This window comes from Bacteroidia bacterium, from assembly GCA_033391075.1.
GTDB lineage: Bacteria > Bacteroidota > Bacteroidia > J057 > J057 > JAWPMV01.
This window is the reverse complement of record JAWPMV010000001.1, coordinates 4,439,704-4,465,545: the sequence shown is the minus strand read 5'-3', so window position 1 is coordinate 4,465,545 and position 25,842 is coordinate 4,439,704. Positions and strand designations below refer to the sequence as shown.

Genomic DNA, 25,842 nt, shown 5'->3' with positions numbered 1-25,842 from the left:
CTTTCTGCATTGTGATTTATCCTGAATATTAGGCAAATGCCCGGATGAAACTATCCTTTTGCAAAGCGTTCAGGGAAAAATTATGGTCTGCTTCTTCTACTTTGCCTACAATTTCCCCTCCTAATTCCAGGATCATGTCTCTAAATGTAAATGGATTGCTCCATTGTTGGTACAAGGCCTGGGTTGCGGTTATTGAAATTTCTGAACTACCAGAAACTCTACTCGTACCTGCTCCGAAGTTGAGGAGGACAAAGCATTGCCTGGCTTTTTCAGGTATAAGTAATCCCAAAATACTTTGTCTCTGAACAGATTGACACTTGGCTTCCATAAATAGTTTTTCCGGATTCATCATGAAATCATAATCCACAGCATCTCCTTTTCCGACTATGATCTTATACTCACAATTTCCTGCACCGGAATAAACATTGTTTTTTACCAGGGTCGGTTCGCTAAGGCTATATTGTGCATACAAATACTCAACTGCCCCATTTGAGGCATCCGTCATATCTCCGGAATACATCAAATTTCCCTTGCCTTGCTGATAGCTGGAATTCCATCCAACTTTTCCACCAATATTCAATCCAGACAAATCCAGATCATGGGCTCCCCACTTATTTTCCCAATAAATACCTACAGCCAGGGACTTACCGAAAAACTTGCTTCCGGTAGGAATATTTCCCACAAACATTTTCTCTGAAGTTGGGAGGGCAAATTCTACCTCATGGGGCAAAAAGTATTTCTTCCCCTGTAGGTCAAATCTGCTTTTGCAATACTCCATCAAGAAAAAATAATTTCCCCATACGACTCCGGAAGTCTTATTCCTCTTTACAAAAGATTTTCCATTTCTGATCCGATACGCAAAGGCATCTTGACCTTGCATCCGGGCATGACATGCGGATATAGCTCTAAACAGTGCAAAGGGGGGCGCATTATCTAACCAATGTCTATCCTTTTCTGTCAAAGTAATGCTGGTAGCCAGGTTTAAAGGATTAGAAACTAAAGGCTTGTGATGAATCTTGGAAAGCTTTGAAAGCCTATTGATGGTTCTGGCACATTTGGGTTTAAAGGCCAAAAACAAGGGCTTAAAGCGATTGAAAATTTGAGCTAATTTCTCCAAACCAAACTGCTCGAACTGAGCGGCTGGGTTGAATGGAGATTGCTTGATCGCCTCAATCACTTCCTCACTTTTAATGAGCAAAGAATCATCCGTAGCTTTGTAAATGATGTAGCGGAAAAACTCCAGGGTATCTGTTGGAAGGATGCCGTACAGATCTGCAATCTTAACAACCGCTTCCTTGTTTTTGATGTTTTCTTCTCCGGTAAATGTATAGGAAAGCTCGTCCTCCAGAATAGACAAAACATCATTGATGGTTTCCTCTTTCAGGGCTATTCCGGATTGCAATAAGTTCAGACATTTTTCAGTCATTTCTTCTTCGGAATAAGCCATGACAATTTTGAAGACAAGTTTGACATCTGGAAGCTTGAGTACTTCACTTGGAATGTAGACTTCATCCTCAAAATCGCTTCCATAGGTGGATATATAGTGCTCGATTTGCTCGAGGAGTAATTCTTTTCTGCTGCTATTCCGTATTTTTTTCCAGGATTTATGAAAGCTTTTGTTTAAACCATATCCATCCAGTTTTTCTCTTTTGTAAAAGCTGGCGATCTTCTTTTTTGCCCACAAAGCACCTGGCTCAATGATGTATCCCTTTTCGGAAACATGAAGTTCTCCTTTTGATTCTTTGTTGATGACAGCATTGAATAATTTTAGTGTTTTCATGTCTTATTACAATTAAATAAGTGAGGAGTAAGTTTTGGAAAATATAGGAACTCCCTGTACCTATTATTTTAAATAAGATTCTGGCGGGAAGTAATTTTGTCCAAGAAAAATATAGGAACTTCCTATGCCTGAATTTGCCTTACCCTACAAGATTAGGGCTGATGTGCGCAGTCTTTTTGCGTAGTAAAATCTTTTCCTGAATTATCTGAAAAAGATATATGTAAAGGCCTTTGGTCTATAGTGGGGATGAGATGTGGTTTTCTCTTTTGACAGGAGAATTTTTTTGAAAAATCTGTAAATGGAAGAATGGGAAGTCTAATATGAAGCCCTGAGTTGAGCTTCTGATTTAATGCTATTAACTTCCTGCTTGCCTTTTTTAGCCCGGATCAGTTCCATCTGTTTGAAGTTGCTTGTGAAGGTATGTGCCATTTTACACTTGATGAAATACTCTTTTCCTTTTTCAATATCTATATGAAGGGAGTCTCTACCAACTTTGGGAGACCAAAATATCTGATCTCCAAAATCTATCATTTTAAGACTGAATTTCGAGTTGTTTTGCAAAGCTCCGATCAACTCTCCCTGTTTACTGTAAATCTTAAACTTTATGGCGCTTCCAAAGAAATTTTTGGGTCGATAGAAATGAATGAGGGCATAGGCTGTATCACCCTCCAGACTCCCATAAGTTTCGATCTCATCATTTCTGTATAATTCTGCTTTTATTCTAGGACAGGTACTGACAAGACCCGGAGATTTCACCTCTATCATTTTGACTAGATTGGCACCCGACCTTCTTGCAAGCTTTTTGGCCTCTGCAATTAGGAGATCATAGTTACAATTCTTCGTCAGTCCTATTTCTCCTATTTCTAGCTTTCCTTTAAACTCGGAATTCTGTGGAATATCCTCTTCTACTTCATACACATGGATGACCTCTGCTTCTGAAAGGGAATCAGAAGGATCTATTATGTCGGAGCTGATTTTCGGCGAACAGCTAAAAAGGCAACAGAGAATTCCTGTGATTAATAGGATCTGATTTTTCATTTCCCAATTTAGCCAACTAAATGGGAGAAAATTAAGGGAAAAAATATGGGACTTTCCCAGCTTTTCATTGCTATTACTCCCATTCGTATGGAGGCTTTTTATACGCTTACTTATTGACCAATTCATCTTATTTGATGCCGAACAGCATCCTTTTGTCCTCCAACTTCCTTCAAGTCCTTATATAGGTCGTGTATAGGCATTTTGGCTCCCTTGGTCAATATAAATAGGCCCGTGAGGCTGTGAGAATTATGTTTGAATGAAAACCTAGAATAAAAGCTGAAGAAATGATACTTGATGGAGTATGTCAGCCTTTAAGATGTCCCTTTTAGAAATACTGAAGAATGAATTTTTTTAGAAAAGTTTTGAGCTGGATGAAAAAACTCATCAAATGGATGAGTGTATCCTTGATTTCCTTTTTATTGTTGATCATAGTAGCAGGTTTAGGCTATCGATTGATTATGCCAGATACCCTTGAACCACTGGGAGAAATGATTGATATGGATGGCTATCAACTACATATCCTTCGTACGGGAGAGGAAAGTGAAAAGCCTACTTTGGTGATTGAAGGCGGAGGAGGCTTAACGACTGAGTTTTATCACTGGTTAAGCGAAGGTCTTAAAGATAGCTTGAGAGTTATTCGGTATGACAGAATAGGCATAAATCATAGTGATGAAATTATTTCTCCACGCGATCCTGAAACGGTTGCTCGCCGCTTACATAGCCTTTTGGAGAAAGCAGGGGAATCTCCGCCTTATCTCATGATGGGACATTCGACAGGCGGACCTCAGATCCGCGTATTTACCGAATTATATCCGGATGAGGTCGAAGCTATGTTTTTTCTGGATGCTACCCATCCGGATCATGTTGTCCGTTATAATGCTCCCAAGCAAAGCTCCTTCAAGTACAAAGGATATTTAGCCTCTATAGAAGCTCAAGCTATATTATGTGATTTGGGTGTCTTCTCGCTCTATGATAAACTTTTTACTACGCCCTATTATGGTGAAGGTCTCCCGGACGAAATGAACCAAAGAATCAAGGATCAGTTTCAGACTGGAAAAACATTCAGAGCTTTCAAGAAGGAAACCGAATACTACTATGTCACCCTGGAGCGTTCGGGTAAAGTTGAAGACTTTGGTTCATTGCCCATCAGAGCTTTTCATGCCGTTCCTGCAGATACTGAATGGAGAAAGGCCTATGATGCTAAAGTCAGGGAAAGAATACAGCTATATGGCAAGCATAAGGACTATGCAGATCTTTCCACACATGGGAAAAGCATTGAAATAAGTGGAAATCATGTGAGCATTTTTACCCGAAAAGAGAATGCGGAAATAATTTGTAAAGAGGTCTTTCAGGTTCTTAAGGAATTGGGGTATTAGCTTAGAACAAAATGAAAAAGACTTACTCCGAGTCAAGCTTATTCCTTAGCTCTACTGTGATGCAAGCAGGTATTACGTATCCGGAATTTTTCCAGTCCCAATTATCTTCTTTTGCCTGATATCCTTCGCTTAACTATCTTCTATCCATGAATTTACCTGGCGAAGAAAAAGAAGCTATTTCCCTACTGCTGGAAGGAGGTCCTATCATTGGATATCGAAAAGAAAACCTTGTCGTTTTCAAAGGCATTCCGTATGCCAAACCACCTATCGGTAGTCTTCGCTGGAAGCCTCCGCAAAAATTGCTGCCCTGGGCAAAGCCGAAGATTTGCCAGGATTTTGGACCGGTATGCCCACAGGCAGAATATCCCAAAACTTCTATCTACCGTATATCCCCTCGACAACAATCTGAGGACTGTTTGTATCTCAATGTCTGGACTTCTTCTCTGGACCCTTCTGCCAAGCTTCCGGTCATGCTTTGGATACATGGAGGAAATCTGGAACGGGGTTCGGCTTGTTTGCCTTTTTATAATGGAAGTCAACTGGCAAAAGAAGGGGTTGTGATGCTAAGCATCAATTATCGGGTCGGGATATTGGGCTTTCTGGCTCATCCCGAACTGAGTGCAGAATCCGATCAGGGCATTTCCGGTAATTATGCCTTGCTCGATCAGATAGCTGCCTTAGAATGGGTACAGGAAAACATCCATCACTTTGGAGGCGATAGAGAGCAGGTCTGCATTTTTGGACAATCAGCAGGAAGCTGGAGTGTAAATACCCTCATGGCCAGTCCTCTGGCGAAAGGCCTTTTTCATCGGGCCATTGGGCAGAGCGGGGCCAGCTTTTATGGGGAAAGGCATTTGCGAGAAAAAGTTCATCCTAAAATTCCAGCTGAGGAAATGGGGGAGAAGTTTATGAAGGAAATGGGCGCAAAGAATTTGGAGGAACTTAGAGATACTTCCGCAGAGGAATTGGTGGCAGCTGCCTTTGCCACGGATACAGTATTTAGATCGGATTTTGTTGTCGATGGATATGCTTTGCCTATGACAGTAAAAGAGATATTTGAAGCAGCTACTCATAATCAAGTCCCTTTGCTGCTGGGCCTCACTTCTCGGGAGTGGTCGGGTTTTGTGAATCTCAAAACTTTGCCCCGAAAGCTATCTTCCTATAAAGAAATGATTGAAAAGCGATATCCGGACCAATGGGAACACTTCTCGCAAATCTATCCTGCAAAAACAGATGCAGACATCCTTCACTCTCATCTGGATCATTGGGGCGATTGGGTATTTGGGGTGCAAATCAGACGTTGGGCCAGAGCCGCAGCAAAGACTGATCAGCCCGTTTATCAATACTACTTTAGCCGGGAACCTAATACCAGACAAAAAGCCTTTCTGGGTGCCTTTCATGCAGTTGAAATTCCTTATGCCTTTGGTATACTGGATCAGGTTCCCAATTCTGATATGTATGAGAAATGGGATTATGAACTTTCGGGCAGGATGTCTCGATTGTGGTTGGATTTTGCGAAAGCTGATTTTGAAAAAAATGAAGAGGAATGGAAGCCTTTTCGGATAGATGATGAAAACTATCTGGAATTTGGGGATGAGGTTTCTTTGGGGAAGGACTTGTTGAAAAAGAGACTGGACGTATTAGAGGAATTGTTGGGAAATAGAAATCGGGGAGACGAATCTCCCCGATAAAAAAGGGATCTTGCTTTTCCCTACTTAAGCTTTTTATTTCTAAAGAGAGAGCTTGCTTAATTTCCAATGGCGATGAAAGAGAAATTTCTGTCAGCAGGAGCTCCATCAGAGGCACCTGTTTTTAATTTTACCTTCTCTTTAGAAATGGCTACAATTGTTACATTGTCCAGGGTATATCCTCCGCTTGAAGTAAAATCATGCCATCCGGGGTAATTTTGGCTAGCTGCACATGCCGGCAAATCCGAAAAGATACCTTCTTGAAATACAAGGGTATACTCCCCAATATCATCGTGAACTACTGTAAGCAAAGTTGAACTTTTGGACTCAGCTGTCCCATTTGCATTAATGTTTCCAAATACATGTTCCATGACAATTTGTTATATGGTTAAAAAAAGAATGCGATCTTAACGACCAAAGGCCTGGACTCGGAAATGAGTCGAACCTAATAGCTGAAAGAGGCTATCAACTCAAGAAGCAAATCATAGATTATCAGATAAGTTTGAGACTTCCATCGAAAAACCTCTTCCTTATCTTAAATTTTATGGATGAGGATAAAGTGGTTCTGATGTGTTTTAGCTGTTAAATAAAATTTGCCCCAATCTTTCGCCCGCTTTATGGTGAGATTCTGTTGTTCAGGATTTACAATTCTTATCCTATCTCCGTATCTAATGTGTTCATCATCCTGATTCTTCTTGCTGATAATCCAACTACCTTTTTGGCCTGCTTTCTTCTTTACTCTTATCCAATTCCCTATACTGCCTATAGTGAGATACTGTTTTCCTTTGATGGGATGAGCGAGACAGATATTTACTCTTCCACCATGCTTTACTTCCCCACGAAATTCTATTGCAATGGCACTCGATTTATGATTGCTATTTGCGAGCATAATTTCATCCCCCCCTAAGTTTCCAACAGGCGCCCCAAAGAAATAGGAACCCTCTCTTCCGGTTGATTGTAAATAAAAGGGGTCTCTTTCGCGAATGGGGCGATTGTTTTTAACGTTTTTGTAGAATTTCTTAAAAGTGTCTTCAAGCTCTTCAGGCTTCGCATGTCCTTTCAAAACCACTTCAGGCTTTTCCCGATTTAAAGCAGAGGTTTCACATACTCGATATTCCTTAAGCGCATCTATAGCTAGCTTCGCTTTCTGTTGTTCCCCCTTGATTTGATCCAGGACTGAAGGAGCTGGAATAAATTTCTCCCCATCTTCTATTAGGTAGATTAGATCTCTATTCACTTTCTCGTATGCAGAAAGCGAATTAACAAGTAAATTTGTATGGTAAATAGGCCGACGAAGCTCCTGTTTATAATTATCAAGTGCATTATCTATACTTGCTAGTTCTCGGAGTTCTGATCGAAGTATGGCTGGTTTTTCTTCAATAGTTTTAATCCATGTATTGAACATCCACTTATTCCATTCATCAGCACTAGCAGAAGGATTCATTCCTTCCAGCGAGCCTCCTTTCCCATATCCTGTAAGATGTAAACCGTAGGATTGTAATTCCTTTGAAAAAGCCGAAGAGAATTTTCCCTCTCCTTCTACTTTTTTAGCACTGGCTTTTATGCTGGCAGAGGCTTCTTGCTGGGACTTTTCAGTTGTGAATTCAGTCTTTGCAAATAAATTCAGTTCTCCTCCATATTCTATCATTCCTACGAAATGACTACCATATTTCTCATAAAACTTTTCAAAGCTATCCTTCATCTTTTCCAAAGCCTCCTTTTTTAGATTTAAATGGTCTATTGCTAGATTTTTCGTACCTAAAACCTGTTTAACACTAATCATTACTACTAAAGAAGTTTTTGAAAACCTGTTCTTTTTGAACCAGGAAGCCTTTCCCTGCATTTGGGCACCCCAAGCCGCAGCTTTCGCAGATGCCTCTAGGTCTAATTGCTGGATCATCTCTTCCTCAGACTTAAAAACCTTAATTTCAAATTCGAATTCATTGCTCTTAGGATTTGACTTTTCTTCCATTGCTGTTTGCAAACTTTCCTCTGTAATGGCCATGTTTGAGGTAAACTCATAATCCAAGAGTCTATAACCTGTTCCAAGTTCAGCCTTTGTCCAATCCAGGAAAAACCTGGATTGAGTTAATGTTTTTTCTGTTGCTTTAGTCGTTTTCATATTTTCTGATTTAGGGTAAGCTTTTTGGCCTTATCAGAATCCGAGCTAGTTATTTTTATAATAGCTTGATTTGACAGGGCTGGAAAAAGCCGATAATTTGTTATTTTATTGTATCGGTTAATTTTCTTTACCGAATAGTTCAAATTTGGGATTTATTGAGTCGCTAGGTAAGCGTGGTAGCAGGGAAATATAGGATGAAGGGGTACCACCTGATTTAATAAGTGGAAACACCTGGTTTTATAAAGGGAAATTGGCTAAACGATTTGATAGTCAGAGGGTTATTGATTTTGCCATTGTTTGCCCTTTTTGGAAACCAGATTGGATAAGAAGTACTTTTATCAAAAGCCAAGAAGAGATAACCCTCATATTATAACCTAATATATTATGCCATGATAGAAAACGATAAACGAACAATCGATCAGAAAACTTTCGATAAATGGACGAAGGCATGGAGGATGTGCAAATGCGCTGAATTGCCTGATTGTTTCCATACCGAAAGTATCGATGAATCCAATAAAGAGGAGTACCTACTTAGACGAAGTAAATTTTATCTTTCTAAAGATGAATGGTTGGAGCTAATTCAAGATCGCTTAACTTCTATACACATCCATATGTCAGTGGAGCACAAAGAAAATGGGACCTCTCGATTTGTACCCATTTTAGAGCCTGTTTTGACATTTGAACCTCTCAATAATGAAGGGAAAGAGAAGAGATACTATCCGTTTAAGGAAGATCCTCCGCTTGTAATTGAGGGACAAATATCTGAGGAATTGAAATCTCAACTTGTAACGAATTGGATGTATCTCCACCCGGGTTTTATGGTAGATCAGTTTGAGTCTATTAAGGATCCAAATGAGCAGGGAGCAGCGAAAATGGGTAAACAGTTAAAACCCATTGAAAGACAAAGGGTGAAATTCTACCAATACGACAGCACAGATATAGAAAAGATGAGAGCTATTGGGGAAAATTTTAACTATATCATTTTCCATCTGGGAGTAAATCACAATGATGACAGTTTTGGCTTGCCTTCTTTTGCTCCCGTTTTACATTTCTTTTCGAATCAGGAGGAATCGAAATCACGAAGCAGAGCATTAAATTCAGCTGATAATCTCTATTTCGAATTCGCAACGCCTTGTCCTCCGCTCTGTAATTAGACTGAAAATCAATAAGTATAAGAATAGCCATGATAGCTGTCCATCCCTTATTTGTAATTTCTGCTTTTATTCCTATTGTGCCTCTGGGAATCGGATTATATGCTGTGAAAGGCCTGGGAAAGGATAGAAGATTACTCCTTATTCTTATGGGGCTGGCTTTTATCGTCCAATTCATTGCTTTCTTGTATTTTCTGAATAGAGAAAACAATCTGTTTATATATCATATTTATATGCCCCTGGAGTTTATCATCCTGGGGCATATTTATAAAATATGGCTTATAAATTGGTGGAAATCACAATTGCTGGATGTTATTATCTGGGCTTACGTACTTTTTTCCGCTGTCAATACTTTTTTTTTCCAAAAGTTTGATACGGTAAATTCAAATGCATTATTAGTTGGAGGAGTTCTGCTTATGATCTTTTCTTTAGCTTTTTTTTACCGGATTTTAGATGAAATGAAGCTTAAGAGCCTGGAAAAGAGTCCTGAGTTTTGGATCAATAGCAGTATTTTATTGTATTACTCAGGGAGCATAATTGTGTTAGGAATGAACCACTTGATCGCAGAGAAATCTGATAGACTTATTGAGATCATTTATATGCTTCATTCTGTAATCAATATCATCCATTACCTTTTATTTGGAATAGGTTTATGGCTGAAAGTGAAGGAATAGAACTACAATTTTTGATTGGAGGCATACTAGGTATGTTTGGACTGGCAGTAGCCATCATAGGCTTTGTTGTCCTCTATCAAAGAAAACTTCTCAGCCAGCAGAAGAAGATAGAAGAAGAGCGAAGTCAATATCAGGAAGAACTCTTACAGTCCGTGCTTGACGCTCAGGAAGCCGAAAGAGAGCGGATAGGACGAGACTTACATGATGATATAGGTTCCATGCTTGCCACAGCCAGATTGTACATCCAGCAAACCCAACAAAAAGCTTCTGAAAAGGAGACGGAATGGATGGATAAAGCTGATGAAGTATTGAGCGAGTCGATTAAAAGCCTGGGCATCATCGCTAGGGATTTGGTACCTACCGTTTTGAATCAATTGGGTTTGCCCGAGGCAATAGAAGGCCTTTGTGATGTTGTAAGAAAGAACGCAGGCCACAAGGTAACATTTGGCTATGGCAATCTTTCAGAAATGCCTCCTGAGCAGGCCTTGCATATATATCGGATTACGCAGGAATTGATTACCAACACTCTAAAACATGCAGATGCGGACCTTATTCAAATTAGCTTAGGTAGCAGTGAAGTAGGCCTGCACTTGATATATATAGATAATGGTGTAGGAATGAAGCTTACGGATAATTCAAAGGAATCTGGATTAGGGATTAAGAATATTGAAAGTAGGCTTTCCCTTTTGAAAGGATCTCTGAAAATTCAACATCCTGAAGAGGGCGGGGTGGTTTTCAAAATTGGAATCCCTCAGCTTACGAAATAAATTATGGAAACATCTTTGAAAATAGGCCTGGTTGATGATCATCCTTTATTTCGGCAAGGAATAGAGATGATGATTAGTTCCAATACAGATATGAAGGTTGTTTTACAGGCTTCAAATGGGGCGGAGTTGTTGGAATTATTAGAAAGAGGAGGGGAGGCTGATGTGATCTTATTAGACCTTGAAATGCCAGAAATGGATGGAATGGAGACCTGTGGCAAGGTCAAAGCTTTGTATCCGGAGATTAAAATCCTGATCCTGACTATGCACGAGGATGCACCTTTGATTCAGCATATGATGAAACAGGGAGCAAACGGATACGTGCTGAAATCAGCTAAATGGGAAGAACTGCAAAAAGCTTTGCTTGAGGTTGCAGAGAAAGATTTTTACTTCTCAGACCTTGTCGGTCTGGCTATGCTCAGTAATCTGACAGGAAATTCAAAGCCGGATCCTAGTCTTTCGACAGCTCCCAAATTATCCAGAAGGGAACGAGAGGTTCTGGAAGAGATTATTAAAGGAAAGAGCAGCCAGGAAATAGCTGATAGTCTTTTTATCAGTCTTAGGACGGTAGAAGGACATCGATCAAGTTTACTTCAAATTCTGGGCGTAAAAAACACTGCAGGTATGATTGTAAAAGCCTTGAAGCTCAATCTGATTTCCCTTTCTGAAATATAAAGAAGATAATACCAGCTCATGCTTGATCAAAAAGAGTATCAAGTATCGGGATAATATTTCAATCCAAATACTTGATTCTTCTCCTTTTCTAAGCCGGGAATTTTCGCCCAATCAATTCTTCAGATTTTGCCCAGAGATCATCGGCCAGTTTTTCATCCCGCACATGTGCATGCACGCCCATAAAGGGCATATCTCCCTCTTTCCAGGGCTCTGAGATATTACAATTGGCACAGAAGACTCCTCCTTTGTCTTCTAGCTGGGGTGAGGTCGCTGCCCAAACGGTGGTCGAAGCGCCTTGTTCGATGGTCTTGAACATTTCATGAGGATTTCCATCCTTGTCATACCATCCCATCGCAATTTGTTCTTCCATGGTCAGATGTCTTTGCAATGGCGTTTTGATGCCGCCAGGATCTACTGCGAAAGCTCTTACGCCTTTGGGTTCGCCAAGTTTGTCCAGTTTAAGGGCAAAGAGGGCATTTGCAGACTTTGCCTGTCCATAAGCGGTCCATTTATCATACTCTCTTTTGTCAAAATTAGGATCATCCAGGTCGATACCATTGATCCTGTGTGCAGAGGAAGAAAGAGCTACAACGCGGGCATTTTCAGCCTTCTCCAATAAGGGCCAAAGACCTGCAGTCAATTGAAAATGGCCCAGATGATTGGTAGCAAACTGACTTTCATATCCTCTATCATCTCGGGTCAAGGGATTGGCCATGATGGCAGCATTGTTGATGAGGAGATGAATCTCATCATTTTGCTCTGAGACCTCCTTAACAAATGCATCTATAGAATCAGGTTTTCCCAAATCCAAAGCCAGGACTGAGACAGTACCTTCTATATCTGCCAGATTTTCTTTGGCTACCTCCGGACGACGGGCAGGCACAATTACTTTTGCTCCGGCTCCGGCAAGGGCACGGACTGTTTCTGTACCGATTCCGGAATATCCGCCAGTAACCACTGCGGTTTTTCCACTCAGATCAACATCTGCTACGACTTCTTTGGCACTTGAGCGATATCCGAAAGGCGAATCGAGGGCTGTTTGTTGTGAACTCATAAGAGGGTATTCTTTGTTTTTTATGATTTACCTTCAAGATGCAAAAGCTTAGCCCAACTTATGCATACATTTTCAGGATAGTTGAATACAAATCACCGAATAAGTGCTGAGAAGATAAACTAGTAAAAACCCATGACTGTGGCAGTTCGAGAGCGTTTCATTCGATAGACAGTGGCAGCCTAGATGACTTTTGATTCTGATTAGTTTTGCTATTTATTGTTCACTCATATAAATAGGGCTCTTCCTGATAGGCCATCTCTCTGATATTCTCCAATACCCTTTTCATATAGGTTTTCCAGAAAGTCCGGGCAAATATCCAGTTGAAAGGATAAAAGAAGGGACTTTCTGAATACAAATCATAGGTATAGGTGATGGCGATTTTATTGGGTTCCAATTCTTCCGTTTCCCAAAGTCCGACAAATTTATAAAAGCCCAACATCCAGGATTGGAATTCATCTACCTGAATCTTCCAATACTTGTTTTCCACTCTTTCGAGAACGGTATCATTAGAGGCCCATCCTCCTTTTTGGCTGAGAGATTTGGCTACGTGAACCTTCTTGCTTTGTCCCACTTTTCCCCAATTTTCATCTTCCGTACTATGGGTAACTTTCGGCATGATCCCATATCCAGTATGAACTTTGGAGACATCGCATAGCATAGGGGTTTTGAAAGCTCTTTCCAGGGAGCATTCGTAGAGGGTGTTGACGGAAACAGTAAATTTCATGAGCTTTTTTGCTGATTTAGAAGCGCTTGAGGTTAAGCCTAAAATTGCGAGTAATATTGCCAGTTCTCCATGATCGATTTGTCAAGAAATACCCACTTGATTAGTCTTTTTACTATGCTTAGGCCGATCTGGCTATTGGAAAAATATACAAAGCCTCTTTGTTGTATGGGGGAAAAGATGAAAAAGGCTTTGAAAACCCCATTGTCACCCCAATGCCAAATGTATTGATCCTCAGCTGTCTGGTTTATTCCCATACCCAATCCCCAGCCTAAGCTAGGATCCTCTTTTTTCATCAGGCTTTGAATACTGAAGGCCTGTTCTACAAGGGCTTTATCGATGAATTCTGGATTGAGCAATTCCTGGAGAAATTTGCCATAATCCTCAGCTGTGCTTTGCAAGCTGTATGCAGCATTGGCTTTATTGGGTTTTGACTTCTTTCTGGAAGTATGTGCTTTGTTATGCCCAAGCGCATAATTCCCATTTTCCTCGAAAACCATTGAGCTGTTTTCCATGTTGAGGGGAGAGAAGATGAACTCATGGGCGATGCTGTTTAAATCTGATTCAAGTATATGTTCAACCACCTTCTGTAGGTAAACAAAGCCTTCTCCTGAATAGCCAAATTTGCTCCCGGGTTTTCTTCGGAGCTTTAGCTTAGGACTATTTCTGTCCTTTCTCCAATTGGGTAGACCTGTTGTATGGCTCAAAACCATGCGAGCCGTAATGAGTTTGTACCGTTTATCATGCGCGAGATCGGCATACTCGAGGTATTGGTACAAAGGTTTATCCAGCTCAATTTTCTCCTGCTCCATCAATTTTAGCACCCAATAGGCCAAAATAGGTTTGGTCAGGGAAGCTGCCTCAAAACGGGTTTGCTGATCTACGGCCTCTTTGCTTTCCATGCTTCTGTATCCGTAGCTTTTGAGAAAGTCTGACTGCCCGGCATTTATGATGGATATGCTAAAGCCGGGAATCCCTGTGCTGTCTAAGACCTGGTCAATTCTTTCATCTATGGCGGCATAATCCAGCTCGTTTTCCTGGGCTGATGATGCAAATGGATGGCAGAACACCCACAAGAAAATAGAAATGCAAAAAATGTTTTGCTTAACTAGCATGGCAATAAAAATATAAATTCAGCCTGAAGCATTTACAATTGCTGGAATTCATCCTTATCCATAAATTTCATCCATAATTTCCGTGCGTTTTCGAGAAATACTTTCGGCTGTTCCTTGAAATCATCTTCATTCTTATATCGACCCATCAGGCTCATATACTGCTCCATCTCCGGAAGTTTACTCATGTCAATCTTTGCAGCATCGGGGTCAAAATCCGGACCCATCTTAGCTTTATCCATTTCCAGGATCATCGATCCCCGCAAGCCCATTTTAACTTCATTTTCGTGAATCAGAATTTTCATATCAGAGGGTGAAACATCACTTCTGCAAGTGAGTTTATAGATCAAACTAGTCTCGGTTATCCCATCTTCATCCCAATCCGTAATCTGTGTTGAATTGGGCAATAAACCGAGCCACATATCCGACATACAGTCCCTTACAAAATCATAGATGTCCCAAAGGAGGATATAGTTGCTTCCCTTTTTTATGTATTGCTCGCCAAAGAGCTCTACGGAATAGAGTTCCTCTGAATATTCGTCCTCTTTATGGGCTTGTTTGAAAGGCCCTTTCCTCGTTACGATAAGCAGGTTCTCCCCATTTTTATCCGTCCAGGATTTGGCTTCCAGAAACTTCCCTTTTAGTTCGATGGATGTGGGGATATTATCCTGACTTAAATCAGATATGGTAAGTGTTGCTTTTTCAGCTGGCTTTTCAGGCTTAGTTTTCTTTTCAGTCTCAGAGCAGGAAAACAAGGCAATCAAAAGGGTGCAAAGGAAAAATCTAAAAAGCATATAGGTTGATTTCAAATGAAGTGTATAAAATAAGCCTGGTTACTCTGGATAAGTCAATTTCAGCCTCAGGGAATGAGTTGTAATAAAAACCGCACCAAAGGACTATCAGCTTCCCCTAATTTATGCACAATCTCGTAATGATTGAGACCGGGATATTCGTAATAACTTATAGGAGCCTTGGATTTATGTTGTTCATATAAGTTTTTGGATTCATCGATGAATAAAGCGGTCTCTTCTGAACCTACGCTCAAAAGGCTAGGGCACTTCAATTGACTGAGGTCTTTGTTTGCAACGCTAAAGGCTTCCACATCTTCCTCGCTTAACTGTAAATCTTCATTCAGGTAACTGTTTTTGATGGGGGCTAAATCAAAGATGCCGCTCAGGCTGCAAATACCTTTTATTGCGGGCCTTAAGGCTTCATTCATCAGGTATGCCATCAAAGCCAAATGCCCGCCTGCTGAATGTCCTGAAAGTACCATTGTTTGAGGATTGCCATTGTATCGGGAAATATTAGGCTGAATCCATGCAAGAGAGCTACTAATATCTTGCAAAAGGGCTTCCATGTTTACCGAAGGAATCAGGCGGTAATTGATAAGGCAAACTGTGATATTCTGATCAACAAAGGGAGCTGCAATGAAGCGATAGCTGCTTTTATCCAAAGCCTTCCAGTAGCCTCCATGAATGAAGATCAGGACAGGAGAATTGGGAACAGCAGAAGGGAAGATGTCGAGGCTTTGTAAGGCTTCTTTACCGTAAGGCACATCCAACTGACAGCTGTATTGATTTCTGGCTTTTTCGGAGGCTGATTCATTTACATCCAGGGCAAGCTGAAAGTCCGGATGACGGGCGCGGAGATTGAGTTGATCTTCGGGAGTAGTCATGTATTTTGCTGAAGATAGATTGTAAGTTGCTTTTCCTTTTATACAATTTGTTCTAAATATTCTTTGGCCTTTTGAGCGAGCCTGGGCCAATCCTCATTGTATTCGGCAGGGACCTGAAGCCAATCTTTCATGGGCCTGTTTTTGCCGGAAGGATCCCAATTTTGGGAACCTTCATATTTATGCAAGTAGGGCTCGATCTCTTCCCTTCCCAATTTAAAGACCATCTCATTTTGAAAAAAAGCCACAAAGGCTTTCTTATGAAGTTTTCCGCAAGCTTTGCCGAACATAGAACCGAGTTCTGCGTCCTGAAAACCTAATACGATTTCTTCAAAATGCGTTTGCTCATTACTCATCTTCTCTCTCTATAATTTTTTACCTCATCTACGGTTCTTTATTGGGATATCCGGGTGACACCATGATGAACCTCTTCTTCCCATTTTTTCAGCTTTTCCTCCTGAACTTTTACTATATCCGGATGAACTGCTACCAGATTGTTTTTCTCTTGAAGGTCTTTGCCTAAATCATACAGTTCATAGATATCTCCCGCTTCATTCTTTTTGCGAATCAATTTATAGTTTCCGCTTCTGATAAAGCTTTGATGCTTAAAGGCATAAAAAAGATCTCTTTCAGGAAGTGCTGATTTATGCATCAGATGATCTTTGATGCTAATTCCATCTATTTTATCTCCGGAAGCTTCTTTTCCTATAAAATCAAGGAAGGTGGGCAAGTAATCCATACTAAGAACCACTTCTTCACTCAGCCAGCCTTTCGGGATTTTTCCGGGAAAGCTTATGATCGCCGGAACCCGACTTCCTCCTTCATAAACACCCGCTTTAAATCCTCTTAGTACTCCATTGCTCCCATTCCTACTAGCCCCATTATCTGAGCAAAAAACGATCAAGGTATTTTCATATTGGCCGGTCTCTTTGAGGCTTTGAATGATGCGCCCAATGCCTTCATCCATGATCTCTATCATTTCTTTATAAAGCCCCGGTATACTGTCTTTATCGACAGGCAAACTAGCTGCTGTGCCGACTTCTCTTAAGGCTTTGCTCTTCCGATTTTGATAGGGATAGTGGGGGGCTTCATGAGGAAGGTAGAGAAAGAATGGCTTAGCCGTTTTCTGGGGATTATTGTTTTGAATGAAATCCACTCCATAGTCTGTGATGAGGTCGGTTGTGTATCCGCTTTCATTCGCAATCCTATCCCCTTTCCACCAATCGAGATATCCCTCCTGGTCAATGTGTGCCTGGAAATCAACGTTGCCGCTGACAAAGCCTACAAATTCATTGAAGCCCTGAAAAACAGGATTGTATTCTGGGGCATAGCCCAAATGCCATTTCCCAAACATACCAGTTTGGTAGCCATGCTTTTTGAATTCATCGGCCATGCTGATTTCATCCAGGCTCATGCCTACTTCTCGATGACTCTTGGCTGTGATCACTCCTTCGACTCCCGTGCGTTGCTGGTATTTTCCTGTCATCAAAGCCGCGCGGGTGGGGCTGCAAACCGAACCATTGGAGTGAAAATCGGTAAAGCGAACGCCTTCTGAAGCCAGATAATCGAGATTGGGTGTTTGGATGTGCTTATTGCCATAAGAGGGAATATCTCCATAACCCAGATCATCTGCCATGATGAGAATAATATTGGGGGAGGGTAGTTTATTTTCTTTGCTGCAAGCACTTAGCATGAGGGCCAATAAGCAAACAAGAGTAAGTGTTTTATCCATTTCTTAAAGCTATATCCATGGTCCAGGCATATTTTTTCTTATTCATGGGCCAAAGTTCATGAAGGACATCAAATTGACCATAATATATCCATTCCCAGGAGAAATAGGTTCGGAGAAGCATCCTGAATTTTATTCTTTTCCTTATCTGACCAAGTTCTGTTTTGCTGATTCCCTGCTCTTCAAGGAGAGAGATGATTTTTTTACGCTCTTCCTCATCAGGTTCTGTATCCAAAAAGTCATCGCAGATCAGGGACCAGATATCTACGGGCTCTACAATTTTGAGCTGTTTGGCAAAGGCCGTTTTTTCTACTTCCTCGCGCTTCATTCCTTGTAGAAAAATCACTTCCTTTTCATGTGTTACGGCACTGATGGGCAAGGTATTGATTCTGATTTCTTTGATTTTATGAAAGGGAAGATTATTCTGATTTTTCATAAACCCCTGCCTGAAGTAGTATCCTTTGGGAAAGTAAAAGCCCTCTTCGTGGATTTTGCAGTTGGCAGATTCTATTTTTTTCTGTTTAAACTTTTCAATCCAGGTATCCCACCTTTTTTCAAAGATGAATACTAAGCTGCATCCTCCGAAGAAGAGCAGAGGCCCCAATGAACTCAGGCTGATTCCTTGTTTGGCAACAATCCATATACTTCCTGTTGTCAGGAGAAGACTTGATATAAGTAAAAGTATACGCATGAAAGTAAGTTTTCTACTGCAAGAATTGGCCTGCTCACTTCAGAGCATAATATGAATTTACAACTTCCTGGCCGGTATAGTTAGGGCCGGCTTTGTCATCTGCACCGAGGTAGTGGAAGCCTGATGTATCTATTTTTCTCTTGTCGGAAGAGATAATTTTTTTGCGGGCATTGTATTCAAGTTTATTTTTTTTGAAGAAGCTGGAAAGCAGTTTTTTCGGCTGATTGACAGCTTGGATTTTGATGTTTTCCAGGTCGAGGTTTGCGATAAACAGGCCTTGTGGGCTTAAAGCTGAAATGGCTCTTTCTACTAAGGAAATTTTATCTCCCACATAGTGTAATCCATGAACGATGCTAATTAAGTCATACTCCTTTTGAGGCATCCAGCTTTCCAGGTTTTGTACCTGAAAGTCAATCCTTAGATTAGCGGGATCAGAGAAAAAATCGACCAGGTCGATACCGCTGAGTTCGAACTGATCGGAACCTCCTTTTTCCTCAAGGATGTTAGCCGTTTGTATCAAAGCATTTCCCTTTCCACAGCATAAATCCAACCAGCGAACCTTCTCCTGGCTGCTATTCTTCAAAAGAAAGTCAAGAGGATTTAGGCCAATGTCTTTTTCGTAGCTGTTAATTCCGATCGCTTGTCGTTCGCGGTTCATGGAGTTATTGGCTACTATAGGAGACCAGGCGAGTTCTTCTTTGTTGAGGAGTTTTGTGTTCATTTTTTGTGCTGAGTCCTAAAGGTTTTTGGTGATATTAATTTACGAATTTTTGAGCTTAAATGAGGGGTTTTTTTAAGGTATTTGGGTTTGTTTTTTGAGGGATGTTTCCATCTTTTTTAGAAAAAGATGGAGTCAAAAATCGCAGAGCCCAAAGCCAGCCGCACATGCCGCCCCGTCTCCCGATGGGCTCTGCAGGGCCAACGCACTTAGGTATATCCTCTTTCAGGCTCCCAAAGAACAACCCCAACTCCCGATGGGCTTTGGGCCCAACGCACTTAGGTAGGATGTGAATCGTTTATAAAGTCTTTTTGGTAGGACTTAATCTTTCTTCTTTGACTTCATGCTCCAATAATCTTCAATCGCCAATTTTATACTCGAAATAACAAGTTCGGGATCCTCCCATTGTACGCTATGGCCGGAATCTGCGCTGTAGAAGAACATGCCTTTGTCCACGGATTGGATGACGGAAATCCATCGGGTGCAACGGGCCTGTATTTTGGCTCTGAAGACGGCCTCTTCATCAAAGACTTTGGAACGGTATTTCTCAGGCAGATCAAAACGGCCACCCGTTATGATATGTACCGGAATATTGGGGAGGGGGCTTTCTGTAATTTCCTGAAATTCCCTTTCCCGAATTTCTTCCAAAAACACCCCTTCTCGCAGTATGCCGGGTGGAGTATCAGGGTTTCTGTTATTTCGTTTGCTAATGTAACTATTGATCAAACTGTCCACTCTTTCCTCTTCCCAATTAAGCACTTCATAGTATTCTCTCTTGTTTATATGATTTTCTGTGAAATCAGCAGGATCAATGATAACTAGGCCCGCTAAAAGTTCCGGATGATGGATGGCAAAACCGCGAACATATAATCCTCCCAGGGAATGACCGACCAATAGATAAGGCGGCTCTATTTCCAAATGCTTCAGAATTTTTACTAATCTATCTGAAACCATTTTGATTGTTGGTTTTGCTTCAACAGCCTCTGATTCTCCTACACCTGCTCTATCGTAAGTAAGGATAGGGGCAAGTTTTACGGCTCCTTCCAGAACTCTGTCCCAATTACCCATGGAAGATCCTTTTCCGCTTTCGAAGACAATGACGGGTTGACCTGCTTTTCGGTTTTCAAGGCCTTGAGTATTTAGCCAAACCTTGACCGAGTCGATTGTTATGAATCTGTTTTGTGGGAAAGCTTCCTGAAAGGGAAGGAGGAAAAGTAGGGATAGCCAGAGCGTTTTCATATAGGGTATGTTGGGGTAAGGGGAAAGACTGCTTTGCTGGACTAAAAATACGGTAAATGCCGGAACTATCCTGGTATTGCTTTGTCTTGAATTAGGACTCGTAATGACAGAAGGCTATTTGTAATGGTATCTGTCTAAAATTGCTTTGAATAAGATAAGAAGGATAAGAAATAGGAATTCGTATGTACTAAGGCTTGCAGGAGAGATATATGAGATCAATATCCTATCAAGTACAAAAGCTATTACTGAGAGTAATACAAATCCAAAAATAAGGAGTGCAGCAATAGCCTGTGGGCCATCCTTTCGAGATACCATTATGCCTAAGGGAATTCCCAGAACTATGCTAGTTAATCCCAGGACAGAAAAAAGAGAAGGCTTGCTGAAAAGGATGACAAATACGTCCATATAGGTTTCCGATTATTTATGAGATCATAATGTAATCTGGAAATGCCTCCTTTCTCAATGGATTTTCTAGCTAAAAGTCCTTTTCCTTTTAAGCAGAAACCCTATGAAAACTGCACTTATCAATACAAGAAGGAAGATTTCTTCTAGGAGAAAAGGATTTTGGGTGAAGGTATAGCCCATATTCAGGTATTTCTCTTCTTCGCTTTGATACTTGTTTTTCGCGATATTTTCCCAGGCAATCCATCCGGGCGGATGATCAGTTTCAGCCCAGTATAATTGTTGGGTAAGGTGATTGACGACCAGGTAATCGACAGTAGCTGACAGCTTGATTATTGATAAGGAACAAATTAGGAGGAAAAGGGTGGTAGCTTTGTTTTTCATGGATATTGTGTTCGATACTTTTGCTGTGTTTTCTCCAGGTCTGGCTTAACTGATTAGTAGCTAATTTCTTTTGTCTTAACCTCCTGAACAATGCCCATAGTTTTATGCCAGCTCATTTGTATGTAGAGATTGCTGTACAATAGGAAGGTGCCGATACTTATTAAAATGATTGCAAGAAGCCTGGGTATTGTGAATAGATGTTTCATGGAAGGTCCAAGATTGACAGAAAGGCTGTTTTTCCCTTTAGAATAAGTCTTATGTATCTCGCTTCCCTGCCTCGACCCTAATGAATTCGGGTAAATAGCTGGGCGTACAGTTTTTGGGGACGACTTCATCTTTATAAAGCCCTGTTTGCTTTCCGATCTCGATACAGCGTTTCCGATTGGCTTCATCAAATACTCCGATCCAGCCTGCGGTGAAATTCATCGCCCACTGAACTTCTTCCTGCTCCTTGAGCATCTTTGCCTCGATAGAACGCAAAAGATCTCCGGTATTGGTGTGGCTGGTATTTCCCATCCACCGCAGCCTTGCCTGGTGATACCAGAAGATTCGTCTCTGCATAGCAGAAGGACTGTTCTCCCAGCTTTCCATCAGGGCTTTCAGGCCTTTGTCTTTGGCCAACTGATTTGCCATGAACCAATCGATCAATTGATTCCTTTCCTTCAAATCATGAGCCTGTAAGTCTTTGTCAAGTTCATCAATGAATTCCTGTGAAATCAGCTTTTTATCCATAATGAGAATTGCTAATTGACGCGCCATAAAATGACCGCTAGACCATAGCTCCAGGGCCAAGTCATGATCCTTTTTGATTTCTTTGGCAATCTTTCGCAGGTCTCCGAGTTTGGTAGTTGCTGGACTGATTTGAGCAAAGATTTTTTCTGCTTGTGGAGAAAGAGTCATAGGCATCTTTTAAATCATTAACAGAAGCTTCTATACGGAAAAAGTAGCCCCAATATGGAGCTACTGATATTTGCTATTTCGTTTCTTTTTTATTCATCGCTATTCATCGCTATTCATCCTGGTATTCATGATCAGGTCGCCAGGGAAATGGGCCCATATATTCATCCAACAAAACCCTCCATATATTCATCGATAGCCACTCCTCATACATGGCCCAGCCTTTATACTGTGGTAATTTCAATATGGAAGGGATAGAGTAGGCATAGGTCCCTTTTTGAAATTCGGCATAAATGCCTGCACGTATGTCTTTGATAAACTGAAGATTATCTCTTGCATCCTGTTTATCTCCTCCTTGCAAGGCATTTTCACTTTCGTTATGTGAATATACGGCCTTTTCAAAGTCCATTTCAATAATTTCTGCCAGTGATCTTTCCCATTCCCTGATATTGAAGTCGGGAACTACGCTCATTAAGACTCTTTTTGGGGTGACTAAATCAGCAATGTAGGCGATCTTCTGATCGGGGATAAGGAAGACGGTCATTCCCAATCCATGATTCATTCCCAGGTAATGTAACTCTATCGTCATATCCCCTAAGCTGATATCTTTTCGGCTTCCTGCCCAACTCTCATCCGGTATAGCCATATCTCTGCCGGTATTTGCTTTCATCCATTCATAAGCTTCTACATGAGCGAGGGTTTTGGCTCCTGCATCTTTAAATACCTGAGCTCCGCTTGCGTGGTCCCAGTGATTGTGACTGTGTAATAAGTACTTTATGGGTTGATCTGTTACTTCCTTTATCGCTTCCAGCATTCCACTTGCGTGTTTGCTATCCACCGATTCAATGGCAATGACCCCTTCAGAGGTGACAATGAACATAGAGAAATACTCTCCATAACCTCCATAACTATAGATATTCTCTCCTATCTTGGCAACATTCTCGGGCAAAGTCTGGGCTAGCAAAGAAATTGGAACCCACAAACATAGGCTGATAAGTATTGCCGAAAGTTTAAAATTTGAAATGCTTTTCATTTGTTAAAATTTGAACCTGGTATTAAACATTAGCTAAGACAAGCTGATTTTGCTTGTCAAATGCTAAGCTAAGGGTCCAGGAAAAGCATTCCATTCACCTATGTTAATGGGACCTAATTTTGTAGGTTCTTGCGGATTCGACTTAAGGATTGAGGCTGAATATTCAGGTAGGAAGCAATTAAGTAATGAGGGATATCATCCAGCAGGGAAGGAACATTCGTAATTAATTCGAGGTAGCGTTCTTCGGCACTCAAACTATGGAGGTTGAACAATTGATCCAGGGTTTCCACATAGGCGTTTTGCAAATTGAGGCGAAAATATCTTTCGAAGATGGGGTATTCCTTTATGATATATTCAAAGGTTTCATGATTGATCATCAGCAATTCGGTGGGCTGAAAAGTTTGAATATTAAATTTGGTGGCTTTGCCTGAAAAAAAGCTGTATAAGTCTCCCAACCACAATCCTGCCCAACGAATTTGAATGACATGTTTTTCACCCGCTTCATCCAGACGATAATTAACCATTAAGCCTTTATGTATAAAAGGCATATACCGGATGATCTGCCCTTCCCTGATTAAGAATTCCTTTTTATCAAGGCTTTTGCGGATTAATCTTTTTTCTATATCCAGGTAAGCTTCAAGCGGTACGCGCATGTATTCGCTGAATGCTTGATATAGGCCGGGATATTCCATGAATTTTATAGGGATTTATTTTGATTTCACTTGCCTTTCTTCTGGCTGATTCGCATTAGTTTTTCACTGAACTAGTGTATCCTTAATTTTCCAAGCAGATGAGGAAGTTTGCGGATGTTTAGCCAATATTCTTTTTGGACATCCTCATCAATATATATCGGAAGACGTTCTCCATACAATCTGTCTTTACCATCTTTCCTGCAACCGGAAATCCAGTAATACTCACCACTCTCGACATCGAAATAATTAGCTTTAAATCCCCTTCCTGAAAGGGTTTGGAAGGTCTTCCCTTTGTAGTGGATGGATTTCATAGTCCTGGAGAATTTAACACGGCCTATCCGTGCATCACCCACCAATCCATCTTCTTTGTACTCTATGTACATGATACGTTCCATGCTTTGTGCTTTTTTGAATAATGATACGGGAAGGAAGCTTTGATGTTCTTTCATTCCCTCAATATCCGGAATTCCTCCGTAGTCATGCCGGGTACAAATTCAATGAGCTCGTAATCCGCTAAGCCATGTACCTTGAATGGATCCTTTTCCAGGATGTTCAATAATTCTTCTCTATCCTTCAATTTGCTGAGGATAATGCCTCCCGTACGGGGAACTTTTCTTCCTGAGGCAATGAAGTTTGAATTTGCGTATTGCTGCTTCAGGTAATCGATATGAGCTTCCAAGTGCTCGTCAACTTGAGCAAGCTCGACTTTGTAAGTCAGATTAATGATAAACATCCAGGATTCTTTACTTTTTATACAATTCGGCCCCTTCAATATCCAGGAGTAAATACTCCTTTTCGCCCATCACAAAATCGAAGAAGCTGACTTTATCCAGGCATTCTTCTTCCTCCGGCGTACAGTAGCTTAGATATACGCGTACAACTTCCTTCGCCTCAATTTTTATCATTTCACTCTTCGGTATTATGAAAGTGAAATCTGTATCAAAATCTCCTGTAAGAGGCCTTGATTCCCGATACTCAGCTATAAGGGCTTGCAGGGAAGTGTAATACAGATTGTTTAATTCGGATTCCGATTCTGAAGATACATCCAGGTGAGTTTTCATATGCCTGTTTTTTTCCAAGCCCGTATAGGCAATCAATTCTGGAAAAACTTCTTTATTCTCACTTTCTACTAAATGAATCAAGTCTATCAACTGGATTTCAGCACGATCGTATTTCTCTTGTTGTGCTTCTTCCATTCTCGATTTGTTGCCCTTTAGTATAAAATCAAATAGGCCCATATCTTTTACTTTCAAGCTTAATAAAACGACGATTATCAGGCCAAAAAGAGGGAGGATATATTCTGTTTTTTTCATGTTTTATGTTGTGTTGTTCTGTAGCTAACAAGATGTGATTTTCCTTTTACTTATACTTGCTTGTGTGGCACTTTTTCTTTCGCCCACCAAAAGTATACAACTATACTGAATAAGGCTGCCATGAATACCCAGGGTAATTGTATTGCTACAAGTGAAAGACTTTCCAATTCAGTATTAGCTTGGAAAATACCTGCAGGGATTGCCTGATTTGCCTGTTCGACTCGGAGGTCGAATATGCTTATCGTAATAAAATTGGCTCCAGTATGAACCCCAACGGCCGCTCCCAGTCTTTTCGTTTTGAAATAAATGATGCTAAAGAAGATCGTATGCAAAGCCGGGATAAGGATTGCGTAAAGGAGGAGTTCTCTTTCCATATTTGGGGAATAGCTTTTCAGCCCCACAAAAACCGTCATGATGATAATAGCAGGTATCGCCCCGAAACTGTCCTTAAATCGCGTTAAGGGATAGCCTCGTGTAAAGAGCTCTGTCCCCAGATCAGCGATGAAGATGAAGACAAGGCCATACAGAACATTGAATAAGCTTATTTCGGGCCTTAGTTCCCATGAAAAACCTGCGGTGTATGCCTGAATGAGAGAGACAATTGCCCATAGCCCTACACCTATCAGAAATCCTATATAGAAGTCAGATCGATTTTTTGAATCGAAAGAAATCCCCAAATCGCCTAATTCAATTTTATCTCTTTTGCAGAACCATTGGGTGATGAACCAGGCTGCTACTGCAAAGAGGCTATATACTAAAATGGATGACAGATTTTCCGGGAGAGGGAGGGGGATAATCAGAAAGACAAAACCCTGTCGCAGTAAAAAGTCCAGGAGTGTAAGCAGTAGTAGGAAGAGAATTGCCTTGATATACGGTTTCATATTTTGTGTGCAAGCTATATATTCAATTCAAAGACT

At 40.9% G+C, this 25,842-nt stretch carries 28 protein-coding genes; 6 read left to right on the top strand and 22 right to left on the bottom strand.

The genetic code is table 11. The features are described from left to right. Positions 1-28: 28 nt before the first annotated feature. Together R8P61_17735 and R8P61_17730 are read right to left on the bottom strand one after the other, a co-directional pair. Positions 29-1,780 (bottom strand): hypothetical protein, encoded by a 1,752-nt coding sequence (locus R8P61_17735; protein ID MDW3648915.1) that lies wholly within the window; start codon positions 1,778-1,780, stop codon positions 29-31. Positions 1,781-2,095: 315 nt separating this feature from the next. Further along, complete coding sequence (locus tag R8P61_17730) at positions 2,096-2,818, bottom strand: hypothetical protein (GenBank protein ID MDW3648914.1); 723 nt, start codon at positions 2,816-2,818, stop codon at positions 2,096-2,098. 341 nt (positions 2,819-3,159) lie between these two features. On the opposite strand from R8P61_17730, the gene R8P61_17725 reads away from it, so the two are divergent. Both R8P61_17725 and R8P61_17720 read left to right on the top strand, forming a co-directional pair. Continuing rightward, on the top strand, positions 3,160-4,194 hold the full coding sequence (locus R8P61_17725; protein ID MDW3648913.1) for an alpha/beta hydrolase: 1,035 nt from the start codon (positions 3,160-3,162) through the stop codon (positions 4,192-4,194). A 146-nt stretch (positions 4,195-4,340) separates the two neighbouring features. Continuing rightward, complete coding sequence (locus R8P61_17720; GenBank protein ID MDW3648912.1) at positions 4,341-5,885, top strand: carboxylesterase family protein; 1,545 nt, start codon at positions 4,341-4,343, stop codon at positions 5,883-5,885. Positions 5,886-5,941: 56 nt separating this feature from the next. Here R8P61_17720 and R8P61_17715 read toward each other — a convergent pair whose 3' ends face one another. Both R8P61_17715 and R8P61_17710 read right to left on the bottom strand, forming a co-directional pair. Next, on the bottom strand, positions 5,942-6,253 hold the full coding sequence (locus tag R8P61_17715) for a hypothetical protein (protein ID MDW3648911.1): 312 nt from the start codon (positions 6,251-6,253) through the stop codon (positions 5,942-5,944). A gap of 164 nt (positions 6,254-6,417) precedes the next feature. After that, on the bottom strand, positions 6,418-8,004 hold the full coding sequence (locus R8P61_17710) for an MAC/perforin domain-containing protein (protein ID MDW3648910.1): 1,587 nt from the start codon (positions 8,002-8,004) through the stop codon (positions 6,418-6,420). 389 nt (positions 8,005-8,393) lie between these two features. Here R8P61_17710 and R8P61_17705 point away from each other — a divergent pair, with 389 nt between their 5' ends. The 4 genes from R8P61_17705 to R8P61_17690 are packed head-to-tail and all read left to right on the top strand — an operon-like array spanning position 8,394 to position 11,268. Further along, a complete protein-coding gene (locus R8P61_17705) occupies positions 8,394-9,158 on the top strand; it encodes a hypothetical protein (protein ID MDW3648909.1) in 765 nt (254 codons plus the stop codon). Positions 9,159-9,187: 29 nt separating this feature from the next. Further along, a complete protein-coding gene (locus tag R8P61_17700; GenBank protein MDW3648908.1) occupies positions 9,188-9,829 on the top strand; it encodes a hypothetical protein in 642 nt (213 codons plus the stop codon). Next, positions 9,808-10,596 (top strand): histidine kinase, encoded by a 789-nt coding sequence (locus R8P61_17695; protein ID MDW3648907.1) that lies wholly within the window; start codon positions 9,808-9,810, stop codon positions 10,594-10,596. Before R8P61_17700 ends, R8P61_17695 begins: the two co-directional genes overlap by 22 nt. Positions 10,597-10,599: 3 nt before the next feature. After that, entirely contained in the window at positions 10,600-11,268 is a 669-nt protein-coding gene (locus R8P61_17690) for a response regulator transcription factor (GenBank protein MDW3648906.1), read from the top strand. 88 nt (positions 11,269-11,356) lie between these two features. Here R8P61_17690 and R8P61_17685 read toward each other — a convergent pair whose 3' ends face one another. The 18 genes from R8P61_17685 to R8P61_17600 all read right to left on the bottom strand — a co-directional run bounded on the left by R8P61_17685 (position 11,357) and on the right by R8P61_17600 (position 25,806). After that, complete coding sequence (locus R8P61_17685) at positions 11,357-12,322, bottom strand: oxidoreductase (GenBank protein MDW3648905.1); 966 nt, start codon at positions 12,320-12,322, stop codon at positions 11,357-11,359. A 220-nt stretch (positions 12,323-12,542) separates the two neighbouring features. After that, the gene (locus tag R8P61_17680; protein ID MDW3648904.1) at positions 12,543-13,046 is read right to left on the bottom strand and encodes a hypothetical protein; all 504 of its coding nucleotides are present in this window, start codon (positions 13,044-13,046) and stop codon (positions 12,543-12,545) included. Positions 13,047-13,084: 38 nt separating this feature from the next. Further along, positions 13,085-14,158, bottom strand: coding sequence for a serine hydrolase domain-containing protein (locus R8P61_17675; protein MDW3648903.1), 1,074 nt, complete (start codon positions 14,156-14,158; stop codon positions 13,085-13,087). 32 nt (positions 14,159-14,190) lie between these two features. Then, the gene (locus R8P61_17670) at positions 14,191-14,949 is read right to left on the bottom strand and encodes a hypothetical protein (protein MDW3648902.1); all 759 of its coding nucleotides are present in this window, start codon (positions 14,947-14,949) and stop codon (positions 14,191-14,193) included. A 65-nt stretch (positions 14,950-15,014) separates the two neighbouring features. Then, positions 15,015-15,830: an alpha/beta hydrolase gene (locus R8P61_17665; protein MDW3648901.1), complete on the bottom strand. Its 816-nt coding sequence runs from the start codon at positions 15,828-15,830 to the stop codon at positions 15,015-15,017. Between the two features lie 38 nt (positions 15,831-15,868). Continuing rightward, the gene (locus tag R8P61_17660; GenBank protein ID MDW3648900.1) at positions 15,869-16,183 is read right to left on the bottom strand and encodes a hypothetical protein; all 315 of its coding nucleotides are present in this window, start codon (positions 16,181-16,183) and stop codon (positions 15,869-15,871) included. 38 nt (positions 16,184-16,221) lie between these two features. Continuing rightward, positions 16,222-17,559 (bottom strand): sulfatase-like hydrolase/transferase, encoded by a 1,338-nt coding sequence (locus R8P61_17655; GenBank protein ID MDW3648899.1) that lies wholly within the window; start codon positions 17,557-17,559, stop codon positions 16,222-16,224. Further along, positions 17,552-18,247 (bottom strand): hypothetical protein, encoded by a 696-nt coding sequence (locus tag R8P61_17650; GenBank protein ID MDW3648898.1) that lies wholly within the window; start codon positions 18,245-18,247, stop codon positions 17,552-17,554. Before R8P61_17650 ends, R8P61_17655 begins: the two co-directional genes overlap by 8 nt. 34 nt (positions 18,248-18,281) lie before the next feature. Beyond that, a complete protein-coding gene (locus R8P61_17645) occupies positions 18,282-18,968 on the bottom strand; it encodes a methyltransferase domain-containing protein (protein MDW3648897.1) in 687 nt (228 codons plus the stop codon). Positions 18,969-19,286: 318 nt separating this feature from the next. Beyond that, entirely contained in the window at positions 19,287-20,204 is a 918-nt protein-coding gene (locus tag R8P61_17640) for an alpha/beta hydrolase (GenBank protein MDW3648896.1), read from the bottom strand. 471 nt (positions 20,205-20,675) lie between these two features. Further along, a complete protein-coding gene (locus tag R8P61_17635; GenBank protein ID MDW3648895.1) occupies positions 20,676-20,990 on the bottom strand; it encodes a hypothetical protein in 315 nt (104 codons plus the stop codon). 255 nt (positions 20,991-21,245) lie between these two features. After that, entirely contained in the window at positions 21,246-21,890 is a 645-nt protein-coding gene (locus R8P61_17630) for a DNA alkylation repair protein (GenBank protein MDW3648894.1), read from the bottom strand. A 109-nt stretch (positions 21,891-21,999) separates the two neighbouring features. After that, on the bottom strand, positions 22,000-22,920 hold the full coding sequence (locus tag R8P61_17625) for an MBL fold metallo-hydrolase (protein ID MDW3648893.1): 921 nt from the start codon (positions 22,918-22,920) through the stop codon (positions 22,000-22,002). A gap of 113 nt (positions 22,921-23,033) precedes the next feature. Next, positions 23,034-23,573, bottom strand: coding sequence for a Crp/Fnr family transcriptional regulator (locus R8P61_17620; GenBank protein MDW3648892.1), 540 nt, complete (start codon positions 23,571-23,573; stop codon positions 23,034-23,036). 110 nt (positions 23,574-23,683) lie between these two features. Then, on the bottom strand, positions 23,684-24,007 hold the full coding sequence (locus R8P61_17615; protein ID MDW3648891.1) for a 1-deoxy-D-xylulose-5-phosphate synthase: 324 nt from the start codon (positions 24,005-24,007) through the stop codon (positions 23,684-23,686). A gap of 50 nt (positions 24,008-24,057) precedes the next feature. Then, the gene (locus R8P61_17610; GenBank protein MDW3648890.1) at positions 24,058-24,345 is read right to left on the bottom strand and encodes a YciI family protein; all 288 of its coding nucleotides are present in this window, start codon (positions 24,343-24,345) and stop codon (positions 24,058-24,060) included. 10 nt (positions 24,346-24,355) lie between these two features. Next, positions 24,356-24,925: a hypothetical protein gene (locus R8P61_17605; GenBank protein MDW3648889.1), complete on the bottom strand. Its 570-nt coding sequence runs from the start codon at positions 24,923-24,925 to the stop codon at positions 24,356-24,358. Positions 24,926-24,975: 50 nt separating this feature from the next. Beyond that, positions 24,976-25,806 carry a CPBP family intramembrane glutamic endopeptidase gene (locus R8P61_17600; GenBank protein MDW3648888.1) on the bottom strand — a complete coding sequence of 277 codons (831 nt, stop codon included), beginning with the start codon at positions 25,804-25,806 and terminating at the stop codon, positions 24,976-24,978. Positions 25,807-25,842: the final 36 nt, after the last annotated feature.